This is a genomic window from Gemmatimonas sp., assembly GCF_036405635.1.
Classification (GTDB): domain Bacteria; phylum Gemmatimonadota; class Gemmatimonadetes; order Gemmatimonadales; family Gemmatimonadaceae; genus Gemmatimonas.
In genome coordinates this window covers 19,954-30,872 of sequence record NZ_DASWXE010000180.1, presented here as the reverse complement: position 1 = coordinate 30,872, position 10,919 = coordinate 19,954, and the positions used below count along the sequence as shown (strand labels likewise).

Annotated in this window: 9 protein-coding genes and 1 riboswitch; of the genes, 4 read left to right on the top strand and 5 right to left on the bottom strand. The window is 65.0% G+C overall.

Annotated elements, in window-relative coordinates:
- Positions 1–133: 133 nt before the first annotated feature.
- Both VGE27_RS14305 and VGE27_RS14300 read right to left on the bottom strand, forming a co-directional pair.
- Positions 134–1,141, bottom strand: coding sequence for an iron ABC transporter permease (locus tag VGE27_RS14305; protein WP_331050344.1), 1,008 nt, complete (start codon positions 1,139–1,141; stop codon positions 134–136).
- Positions 1,141–2,163: a cobalamin-binding protein gene (locus VGE27_RS14300; protein ID WP_331050343.1), complete on the bottom strand. Its 1,023-nt coding sequence runs from the start codon at positions 2,161–2,163 to the stop codon at positions 1,141–1,143. Before VGE27_RS14300 ends, VGE27_RS14305 begins: the two co-directional genes overlap by 1 nt.
- Before the next feature lie 132 nt (positions 2,164–2,295).
- A riboswitch (cobalamin riboswitch) is annotated at positions 2,296–2,491 on the bottom strand.
- Between the two features lie 106 nt (positions 2,492–2,597).
- Between VGE27_RS14300 and VGE27_RS14295 the strand changes: the two genes are divergently transcribed.
- Entirely contained in the window at positions 2,598–4,193 is a 1,596-nt protein-coding gene (locus tag VGE27_RS14295; RefSeq protein WP_331050342.1) for a cobyric acid synthase, read from the top strand.
- On the top strand, positions 4,190–4,777 hold the full coding sequence (gene cobU / locus VGE27_RS14290; protein ID WP_331050341.1) for a bifunctional adenosylcobinamide kinase/adenosylcobinamide-phosphate guanylyltransferase: 588 nt from the start codon (positions 4,190–4,192) through the stop codon (positions 4,775–4,777). Before VGE27_RS14295 ends, cobU begins: the two co-directional genes overlap by 4 nt.
- Positions 4,778–4,780: 3 nt before the next feature.
- Here the strand turns inward: cobU and VGE27_RS14285 are convergent, their stop codons facing one another.
- Complete coding sequence (locus tag VGE27_RS14285; RefSeq protein WP_331050340.1) at positions 4,781–5,245, bottom strand: CoA-binding protein; 465 nt, start codon at positions 5,243–5,245, stop codon at positions 4,781–4,783.
- Positions 5,246–5,283: 38 nt separating this feature from the next.
- On the opposite strand from VGE27_RS14285, the gene VGE27_RS14280 reads away from it, so the two are divergent.
- Positions 5,284–6,426: a saccharopine dehydrogenase family protein gene (locus tag VGE27_RS14280; RefSeq protein WP_331050339.1), complete on the top strand. Its 1,143-nt coding sequence runs from the start codon at positions 5,284–5,286 to the stop codon at positions 6,424–6,426.
- A 10-nt stretch (positions 6,427–6,436) separates the two neighbouring features.
- Here VGE27_RS14280 and VGE27_RS14275 read toward each other — a convergent pair whose 3' ends face one another.
- Together VGE27_RS14275 and VGE27_RS14270 are read right to left on the bottom strand one after the other, a co-directional pair.
- Entirely contained in the window at positions 6,437–8,152 is a 1,716-nt protein-coding gene (locus tag VGE27_RS14275) for a methyl-accepting chemotaxis protein (protein WP_331050338.1), read from the bottom strand.
- Positions 8,149–9,300: a branched-chain amino acid ABC transporter substrate-binding protein gene (locus VGE27_RS14270; RefSeq protein ID WP_331050337.1), complete on the bottom strand. Its 1,152-nt coding sequence runs from the start codon at positions 9,298–9,300 to the stop codon at positions 8,149–8,151. The genes VGE27_RS14275 and VGE27_RS14270 overlap by 4 nt, the downstream gene beginning before the upstream one ends.
- A gap of 316 nt (positions 9,301–9,616) precedes the next feature.
- On the opposite strand from VGE27_RS14270, the gene coxB reads away from it, so the two are divergent.
- Complete coding sequence (gene coxB, locus VGE27_RS14265) at positions 9,617–10,906, top strand: cytochrome c oxidase subunit II (RefSeq protein ID WP_331050336.1); 1,290 nt, start codon at positions 9,617–9,619, stop codon at positions 10,904–10,906.
- The last annotated feature ends 13 nt before the right edge of the window (positions 10,907–10,919 follow it).

Genomic DNA, 10,919 nt, shown 5'->3' with positions numbered 1-10,919 from the left:
TTGGGGCCGATGATCACGGTGAGCAGACCGCTGTCGATCGTCAGCGTGATGTCGCGTAGCGTGGGCTGCGTGGCCCCATGATGGCGGAAGTGCACATCGCTGAGCACCCACTCGGCGGTGGACGTCGTCGGCATCACAGCACCCGCTGACTCGAGGGGCGTCGCAGCAGCCACACGAAACACGGCACGCCCACCAGCGCGGTCACCACACCGATGGGCAACTCGTTGGCGCCGGCCACCGTCCGCGCGGCGGTGTCAGCGGCCACCAAAAACACCGCACCGGCCAGGGCCGCCGTGGGCAGCAGCCCCTGATTGTCACCACCCCACAGCAGGCGCAGCGCATGCGGTACCACGAGCCCCACAAAGCCGATTGTGCCACTCATCGCCACGGATACGGCAGTGAGCAGCGTGGCCGTCGCAAACGCGACCCACTTCACGCGCTCCACTTCGGCACCAAGGTACGCGGCCGTCGATTCACCGATGGCCAGCAGATTGAGCGAACGCGCCAGCCACAGCAACACCAGAAACCCAGGAAGTACCGTCGCGGCCAGCACCGACACGGAGCGCCACGAGGCACCAGAGTGGCTGCCCATCATCCAGTAGATGGCCGTGCGCACCGACTGATCGTCGGCAAATGTGAGCAACAGCCAGATGCACGCCACCAGGAACGACCCGACCACCACACCCGCCAACAGCAGTACGCGTGTGTCGAGTCGCTGACCCACCGAATACGCGATGCGGAACACCAGAAACATCGCGATCAGTGCACCCGCAAATGCGGCGGTCGGGAGCGCCCAGATGTATCGCATGGACAACCCACCCACGACACTCACCACCGCACCAAACGCCGCGCCGCTCGACACACCCAGCACGTACGGTTCAGCCAGCGGGTTGCGCAGCAGTGCCTGATAGGTCGTGCCACTCAGCGCGAGGGCCGCACCGACCAGTGCTGCCTGGAATGCTCGAGGCAGACGCAGTTCATGCAGAATGTTGATGTAGGTCGGATCTCCCTCGCCCAGCACCGCCTGAATGACCTGGACGCTCGTGAGCTGGACCGCACCAAGACGCAGGGCCAGCAGGAGCGTGAGGGCCAGCAGCGCCGCCAACAGCGGAATGCGCCAGACGAGGGAAGACAGTCGCATCAGTTCTTCACCGCCGAATCGCGCGACAGCGCCCGATCGGGAATCGAATCCGGCTCGGCAACCGGCGATGGGAATTGCGGATGCATTGCACTACGCAGGACTTCTGCGGCGAGCCCGATGTTGGGACTCGGGCGGCTCAGCAGATCGGCCGGCACGGCCACCACACGCCCTTCACGAATGGCGCGCAGATTGCGCCAGCCCTGCATCACCTTCAGCCGCGAAAGAGCCTGCGCCTTGAATTCACCGACTGGCACGACAATGACATCGGGATCGCGTCGCACGATCTCTTCCATCGTGACGTTGGGCCAGTTGTTGGGCGTGTCTTCGAAGATCGAGCGGCCACCGGCGAGCGTGATCAGTTGCCCGATGAAGGTGTTCGGACCGGCGGTCATCGGCGGGTCGTGAAACACCACATACATCACTGAGGGCTTCTCGAGCGACTGCACGGAGCTGCCCACGGCAGCGAGTCTTTCCCGGAGCGCAGTGGACACACGCTGTGCATCCGCCGAGTGGCCGGTGAGCGCGCCGAGATTGCCGAGGCCGCGGAACACATCGGTGGTGTCCTGCGTGCGCAGCATGAAAATGGGAATACCCAGCGCCGTGAGCCGCTCGCGGAACTGCTGGCGCTTGTCCGATTCCCACGAGACGACCAGTTCGGGCTTGAGCGAGACAATCATCTCGATGCTGGGATCGACGCTGCCACCAACGAGTGGCAGATGCTGCACCTCGGGCGCCACGTCGTAGCGCGTGCGGGCGATCAGCTGCTCTGCCGCGCCCAGCGCCAGCAAGGTCTCGGTCGCGCTCGGAATGAGCGACACGACACGGCGTGCCGGTTGTGCGAGCGTGACGGTGCGGCCGGCGTCGTCCACCACCGAGATGGGACCGGTGCTCGTGCGCGCTGTCGAATCGGCTGCCGGCGAATCCGCGTTCCTGGCGGCGCTTTTGTCACAGGCCGTCAATACGACGGCTGCGCAACCGATGGCGATCAATGCTCGCCAGGTTCCACCGCGACGATGTGCCATGAAGTGACTGCCAGAAAACACAAACCCGTCCGGTCTCGGTGATCGAGAGGGACGGGGGCGGCAGACATCGATGGGGTGCACGACTGTGCGACCGACCGACGCGGACGGCCCCGCAGTCCTCCCTCGAGGATTTGAAGCGGGAACGAACGGGCCGGTCTCCTGGCTCGAGGCGGTCGACTTCTCCCTTCCCGGTGGGGACACCAGTGGGTACTGCGCAGAAGTCGCGGTGAACTGTCCTGTCGAACGACAGGGCAGAGCCTCATACAGTGGCGGGGCCGCGCCGGCATTGCACCGGCTTCCTACAAAGGCCCGTTCGTGTTGATCGATTGTGAACTGCTGAGATATGCTTAGTCCCTCACGATAGTGAATCCCTGATTCGGCGCGCAAGGGCGAGGCATCTTGCGTACAACCTCCCCACTGGGGATGCTGCGGGCATGACGGCATCGCTTCCTCTCGAATCCACGGCACCGCATCACGAAAGTGCTCGGCGCGCGCCGCGCGGCCGTGTACTCATGGTGCAGGGCACTTCATCACACGCGGGCAAGACCACGGTGGTGGCCGCACTGTGCCGGTGGTTTGCCAACGCCGGCTATCGCGTGGCGCCGTACAAGGCGCAGAACATGTCCAACAATGCCGCTGTCACGGCCGATGGTCGTGAAGTGGGACGCGCGCAGGCGATGCAGGCTGTGGCCGCGCGCACGCCAGTCACGGTGGACATGAACCCGGTGCTGCTCAAGCCGCAGAGTGATCGCACGTCGCAGGTGGTGGTACTGGGTGAACCGTGGATCACGGCCGACGCGGTGGACTACTACGCGCGCAAGCAGCATCTCTGGCCCATCGTCACCGATGCACTCGATCGATTGCGTGCCGAGTTTGATGTGGTGGTGATCGAAGGTGCGGGCAGTCCCGCAGAGATCAATCTCGCGCAATACGACATCGTGAACATGCGCGTGGCGCGCCATGCCGATGCGCCCGTGTTGCTGGTGGGTGATATCGAACGTGGCGGCGTATTTGCCTCACTCTACGGCACGCATGCACTGCTGCAGCCAGAAGAGCGCGCGCTGATCAAGGCGTTCGTGATCAACAAGTTTCGCGGAGACCCGTCGTTGCTCGATCCGGGCTTTGTGATGCTCGAAGAGCGCACCGGTGTGCCTACCATTGGTGTGCTGCCGTGGCTCAACTTGCGTGACATTCCCGAGGAAGACGCTTTGGAGTGGCGCAGCGCGGCCGATCATGAACATCCAGACGCGCCGCCGGTGGTGCTGGATATCGCCGTAATGCGTCTGCCGCGTGTCGCGAACCTCGATGAGTTTCAGCCACTCATCAACGAGCCCGGCGTGCGGGTGCGCTTTGTGGGTGATGCTGATGCCTTCGGCAGTCCCGATCTCGTCATCGTCCCCGGTACCAAGTCCACCCTGGGTGATCTGGCCTGGCTGCGCGAGCGATCACTCGATGCGTGCATCCTGCGGCATCGCGCTGCGGGTGGCGCGGTGCTCGGCATTTGCGGCGGCCTACAGATGCTCGGCGAGCGCATCGTGGACGAACATGGTGCCGAACAGGTTGGCGGCGCAGATGGACTGGGTCTGCTGCCCATCATCACACACTTCGAGCCACGCAAGATCACGCGTCGCGTCAAGGCACGCGTTGTCGGTGATTCCACGTTTTTGGGCACCACGTTGCACGACGCTGCTTTCGATGCCTATGAAATCCACATGGGACGCAGCACGCTTACAACCAGCCAGCGTCCAGGCGTCTTTTCTCTCGAGAGCGCGGGCGGCGTGACGCAGGACGGTGTCAGTTCCGACGACGGGTTGGTGTTGGGCACGTACCTGCATGGTGCACTTGAACATGCCCCGCTGCGTCGTGCGATGCTGGAGCAGTTGGCGAATCGACGCGGCGTGATCTTGCCGCCGGCCGGTGCACCCACGTCCATCGACGATGCGCTCGACCGTTTGGCGACGGTGGTGTGCGGCAACCTCGACATGGACGCCGTGTGCGCGATGATGGGTCTGGATTCCGTAACGCCATGACCGCGCGCCGAAGGCGAATCCAACTGCTGTTGGGCGGAGTGCGCGCCGGCAAGAGCGGCCGAGCTGTGGCGCTCGCGGAGTCACGCCATGATGCCACCCTGCTGTTCGTGGCGACCGCGCAGGCGTTCGACGACGAGATGGCGCGCCGTATTGCCAATCACCGAGCCGAACGCTCACTACGGTGGCAGACCGTCGAGGCTCCCGTGCATGTCGTGGAAGCCCTCGACGCAACGCTCGGTACAGGCCACACCATCGCGCCGCGTGTGGTCGTGATCGATTGTCTCACGCTGTGGGTGAGCAACCTGCTGCTCGCGCTTCCCGAGGACGAACAACGAGACGCCGAGCGCCACGTGGCTGACGCGGCGTCGGCGCTCGTGGCGAGTATGCAGCGTCATCCCGACGTGGAATGGATCCTCGTGAGCAACGAGGTGGGACTGGGTGTCGTGCCGCCCACGCCACTCGGTCGTGTCTACCGCGATGCGTTGGGGCGCACCAACCAGCTGGTGGCTGCCGCGGCCGATTCGGTGGAGCTGATGGTGGCGGGGCTGGTGATGCCGCTCAAATCCGCCACCATGCAGGGCTAGCGTTCAGCGCTTGGCGCGCTTCAGCTCGACATAGGTGCAACGGTCCTGCACCACCCACATGCCGGCCCGCGCAAAGCGTTCAGCCGCTTCGTCGTTGCGAATGCCCAGCTGCATCCACACCACCGACGGTTCGGCGGCGAGAATCTCGTCGATGTGCTTGGGCACGTCTTCCGACCGCCGGAACAGCTGCACCATGTCGGCCGGTGGATCGATGGTGGCCAATGAGCGATGCACCGGGGCGCCAAGAATCTCGGTGACCTCCGGGTAATACACAGGTACCGGAACGATGTCGTAGCCGACCTGCTGCATATACGCGGGTACGGTATGGGCCGGGCCACCCACGTCTTTGGGCTTGATACCGATCACTGCCACGCGTTTGACCTGTGCCAGAACGTGGTCGATCTGTTCCGGCGTGCTGAGCAACCGTGCTCGCCAGTCTTCGGATTCCGGGGTTACCTTCGAAGACATGTCGTTCTGATCCAGCGTCTCCATTCCGGAGTTCCTCGATGCGTGTGTTGGTACTTGGCGCGGGGCTGCAAGGCACCGCGTGTGCGTTTGACCTGCTCAATGATGCCAAAGTGGAGCAGGTCCTGCTGGCCGATATCAAGACGCCTGCTTTACCCCGCTTTCTGCAAGAGGTGGCAGGTGCCCGCCTGATCCCGTTCGCGCTCGATGTGCGCGATGAGCAGGCCGTGCGTGAAGCCTTGGCGCGATGCGACGGGGTGCTGAGCGCCATCCCCTACTATTTCAATGGCACGCTGGCACGCCTCGCGGTGGAAAGTGGCGTACACTTCGCCGACCTGGGTGGCAACACGGCTATCGTGCAGCAGCAGAAGCAGCTCGACGCCGAAGCCAAGGCCAAGGGCGTGTCGGTCATCCCGGACACCGGCCTCGCGCCAGGCATGGTGAATGTGATCGCGCAGCACGGCATCGATCAGTTCGACGCGGTGGAATCGGTGAAGCTGTTTGTGGGTGGCCTGCCGCAGGTGCCGGAGCCGCCGCTCGGCTACCAGATCGCGTACTCCATCGAGGGCATGGTGGACTACTACACGACGCCGTCGCTGGTCGTGCGGGATGGCCAGCCCACGTCGGTGGACGCGCTCTCCGAGCCGGAGACGGTCAAGTTCGATGGATCGGTCGGCGCGCTCGAAGCGTTTCACACGGCCGGTGGCCTTTCCACGATGGTGTACCGCTACGCTGGTCGCATTCCGGTCATGGAGTACAAGACACTCCGCTACCCGGGGCATGTGGACATCATGCGCAGCATTCGCGATTTGGGGCTGCTGGGCACCGAGCCGGTCGACGTGAAGGGGCAACAGGTCGTGCCGCGCGATGTGTTTGTGCGCGTGGCCGGTGCCGCTTTGCGCAAGGGCAAGCCCGACCTGGTCGCATTGCGCGTGGTCGTGACCGGAACCGTTGGCGGCGCCCGACAGGCCCGCGCCTGGGAAGTGGTTGATCGCTACGACAGCGAGCACGGCATCTCAGCCATGATGCGCACCACCGGCTACACGCTGGCCATCACGGGCGTGTTGCAGTGCTCGGGCGCCATTGCCGCTGGTGTGCATACGCCCGATGAGTGCATTCCCGCGCAGCGCTACTTCGACATGCTCGCGGCACGGGGCATTCAGGTGCGCGAAGTCCCCGTATAGCGCGTCGGAGCTAGGTGCGGAACTCGCCGATGAGTCCGCGCACGCGAAGACTGGCCGTCTGCAGCATTTCTGCGGTGGCCGACACTTCCTGCGCGGACGCCGATGTCTGTTCCGTGCTCGCCGCCACTTCCTCGGCGGCAGCGGCGTGCCCTTCGGCGGTGTCGCGCGCGTCGTACAGCGAACGCTGCACCTGACTCAGTGACCGGCGATTGCCTTCGACGGCCAGTGTCACGCGCGCTGTGGCGCCATCCACCTGCGCTACGGCGTGCTCGATGCGCGCCAGAGCACCGCGCACCCCTTCGGCCACCGTTTCGGCGTCGCGCAGACGGGTGGCGCCAGATTCCACCGCCGTGGAGGCGCTGGCGATGCGGCCACGGAATCGCTTCACATTTTCCGTGACTTCATTGGCCGCGTGTGCGCTCTGCTCAGCCAGCGCACGCACTTCCTGCGCGACGACGGCAAACCCGCGCCCGGCGCTACCGGCGCGCGCCGCTTCGATGGCCGCATTGAGTGCGAGCAGATTGGTCTGCGTCGCGATCTCGGAAATCACACTCACGAAATCATCGATGACGGCGGTGGCATCGCGCACGGCCACCATTTCGTCGCGTGAGGCCTGCACAACTTCACGGGCGCCGAGCAGCGTGTCGATGGCCACCTGCACCTGATCACGCGCGCCATTGGTGGTGTGGCGAATCTCACGTCCCACGCGGTCGGTCTCTTCAGCCGCCTCACCGATGGTGGCACCGGTTTCCGCCAGCTCCTTCACCGTTTCACCGGCGTGATTGAGCGACGTGAGCTGCATCGTCGCACCATGGGAAATATCCATGATGGCTGACGTGACATGCTGTGATGACGCAGCCGCCGATGAAGCCGACGCCGTGAGTTCGCTGGCGGCCAGTGTGACCTGATCGGCCTCTTCCTGCACGCGCGAGAATAGCACGCGCAATCGCTCGCGGGCCTGCCGCATGGCGTCGATCAGTTCGGCGTATTCCTGCGCGACGTACGCCGATCCAGCCGCATACGGCGGGTCGCGCAGATCACCCGCGCCAATGGCCATGAGTTCGTCGCGCAGTTGCACCATGGGCTGCGTGATGGCGCGAGCCGTGGACAGGCCAAAAAAGGCTGCCACGCCAAAGGCGAGCGTCACCACCACCACCAGGCTGGCCTCGGCGTTGCGCAACCACTCACGCATGCGATCGATGGCATCGCTGGCTCCGACGCGCGCTTCGCGGCGCAGGGCCTGCAGTTCGATCTCGATGGCCTGAATGTCCTTGGTCGTGAGCGCCAGCACGCGGTTGGCCTCTTCGGTGCGCTGGGCCACCTGCCAGGCGCGCGTGGTGGCAATGCGCACCTCCAGCGTGGCCTGCAAGCGTCCGATCGCTTCGAGTCGCCGGCGCTCTTCCGGGCTCAGGACACTCTTTGATACGGCATCACGGCGCAGCTGTTCGGCCTGCACGGTGAGCGCCTGGTACTGGCGCTCGTCACCTTCCGTGCCGGTGCTCAGATAGCGCAGACCGGCGACCAGTTCCCGCAGGGCGATGTTGGTGGCCCGCTCGACAAACTCGGAGCGGTCGGTGACATCGTGTACTGTAGCCTCGGCCTGTGCATTGGCCCGCGACAGCCAGTACCAGCCGAGAACACCGGCGGCCACGAGCAGGAAGATGGATGTGCCGAAGCCCGCGATCAGCCGACCGCGAATGGTGGGGATCTGGAAGAGGTGCCTCACGGCGTCCCCGCAGGTGTCGCGGTGGTCGTCGGGGCGCGCATCAACTGGGTGATCAGCACCGGACGTCCCTTGATGTCGTGATCTTTCTCGAAAGCGATGCGTCCAACCACGCCATCTACCGACGGTGCACCATTGCCGATGCGCTCCATGGCGATGCGCAGGGCCGGGCGGGTATTCGCTCCGCCGGCCACAGTCCGGCCGATGACGATGGCGGCATCGTATGAAAGGGCCGCGAAGCCGTCCGGCTCCTGCTTGAAACGCTGGCGGTACTGCGCGAGGAAGTGCATGGCCTCCGGACTCGACACGCGGTCGGGGCGGAAGAAGGCCGATACGTAGGCGCCGGCCGCGATCGTGTCGCGGGCGATGCCTTCGGTACCATCGCCACCCACGAAGGGCACCCGCACACCGTGCGCCCGAAGCGCGCGCAGGAAGGCCAAGGCGTCTTCGGCGTCGCCAGGGAAGAGCACCACATCCGGCTTGCGGAGGGCGACCAGGCTGGCGTAGGCCTCCCACTCCGTCACGCCGTTCAGATAGGGGTCGCGCGTGACGACGGAGCCGCCGCCCTTGCCAAAGACGTCGGCGAAGGTGCTGGCCCAGTCGCGGCCGTAGGAGTCATTGCGATAGATGATGGCGGCCCGGCGCGCGTGGAGGGTGTCGAGCACCCACTGGGCGGTGTGTTGGGCGGCATCGGCGTCGCTGGGGGCGACGCGAAAGAACCAGGGGCTGATCCCGCTCAGTCGGGGGGAGGACGCCGTCTGCGACACCATGACCACGCCATTGGCACCTTCATGTTCAGCGTCGGCGTAGATCGGTACGGTCTCGAGCGTGTTGCCACTCTCGGGGTGTCCGACCACGGCGATGACCGTGGGGTCGAGGCGCAGTTGCTCGGCCAGCCGGACCGGGCTGGTCACGCCTGTCTCGGGGAGCCGAACGGCAAAACGCGTCGGTCCCGCCGCATTGAGACGTTCCACGGCCAGTTCGATGCCGCGGACGATGTTCTCGTAGCCAGGTGTACCGGGGATGGCGCCGACGCCAATGGCGTGCGGGGCCCGTTCACCGGACTGCTGCCGACTACAGCCGGCGCTGAAGGCCGTCAGTAGGATCGCGGCAGCGGCCGTGATGGAGGTACGAAGCTGGTGGGGGATCACGTCCCACGGACGATTGGCGCCGCACTCACGAAACGGCAGCCAGATATGGGAATTTGAGAGAGAAAAGTGGGCTCATCCGGAGGGCTGAGCAGTGCGAAAGAACCAGCCAATACGGCTCACGCCGGTTACATCGCAAAAAATGTCGGGCAAAGCCGGAGAAGTCGTAGGGCTTTGCTTGCGGTGGCCTAAAACGACGGTTTAGCTTCGCACTGCTGTCCCACCCCCGACTGTCCGCCGAGCGCCCTTGGCGCACGCCCTCCGCGTGCGTCCAGGACCGTCAATCGGCAGTCCTATCAACTCCACATCAGGATCCGGCATGGTTGGCACGTTCCGCCCGCGGCGAGTGGCATCCGCCGCGCTGCTGGGGGCTCTGGCCCTCGGGCTCGCGGCCTGCGGCGGCGAGTATCCGAACTCGACGTTCAATCACTACTCCGAGTACAACACGGCGATCGACGCGCTGTGGGACAAGCTTCTCTTCTGGGGAACGCTGGTCTTCATCGGCGTCGAAGCAGGCCTGGTGTACACGATCTTCCGCTATCGTCGCCGTCCCGGCGGTGGTACGCCGAAGCAGGTGCATGGGAACACGGCGCTTGAAATCACCTGGACGGCCATCCCGGCCGTCATTCTGGTGTTTATCGCCATCCCCACGGTGAGCACGATCTTCAAGACTCAGGCCAAGGCTGCGCCTGATGCCCTGCAGGTCGAAGTCATCGGTCACCAGTGGTGGTGGGAGTTCAAGTACCCGCAGCTGGGCATCACCACAGCGAACGAGCTGTATCTGCCCAATGGGCGGACGGTGAACTTCCAGCTCAAGACCGTGGACGTGTTGCACTCCTTCTGGATTCCCCAGATGGGTGGCAAGCGCGACCTCGTCTCGAACCGCACCAACTACCTCTGGTTCACGCCGAACGCGGATCTGCCGTCGTCGGCCTGGAACGGCTTCTGCGCTGAGTTCTGCGGCGCGTCCCATGCGAACATGCGTTTCCGCGTGTACACGGTGACGCCAGCGGAGTTCGAGCAGTGGGCTGCACACCAGAAGCAGCCGGCGGTCTTCAAGGCGCCCGTCGTGACGCCCGCAGCGGCCAACGCGGGCACCACGCCCGTGCAGTTGGCGTCGTTGCAGCAGGCGGCCGTGGGTGATTCGACGGCCGCGCCGGCTGCTCCGGAAGTGCCGGTGTGGGCGTTCCCGAAGGAGCGTCTGGACGCGGAGTTCGCGTACACGGTGCCGACGGCCAAGTTGCCGGTGGGACTCAAGTTTGATGAATCGCTGCTGGCGCAGGGTGATGCCGAGCGTGGCCGCCAGACGTTCTCGCGGTCCTCGTGCATCGGCTGTCACGCGATCGGCGGCACGCCGTTCACGTCGCCCATCGGGCCGAACCTGACGCACGTCGGGACGCGCTACACGATCGCCGCGGGTCTGTACCCGAACGACGCGAAGCATCTGGCCTACTGGATCAAGAGTGCCCCGCACATGAAGCCCGGCAGCATCATGCCGACCATCGGCAAGGGCCTCACCGATCCCGTGCGCAAGAATGTCATCAACGTCGGTGGTCTGACTGACGCCGAAATCGCTGATATCGTCGCTTACCTCCAGGCTCTCAAGTAGCCGCTCCCGTCAA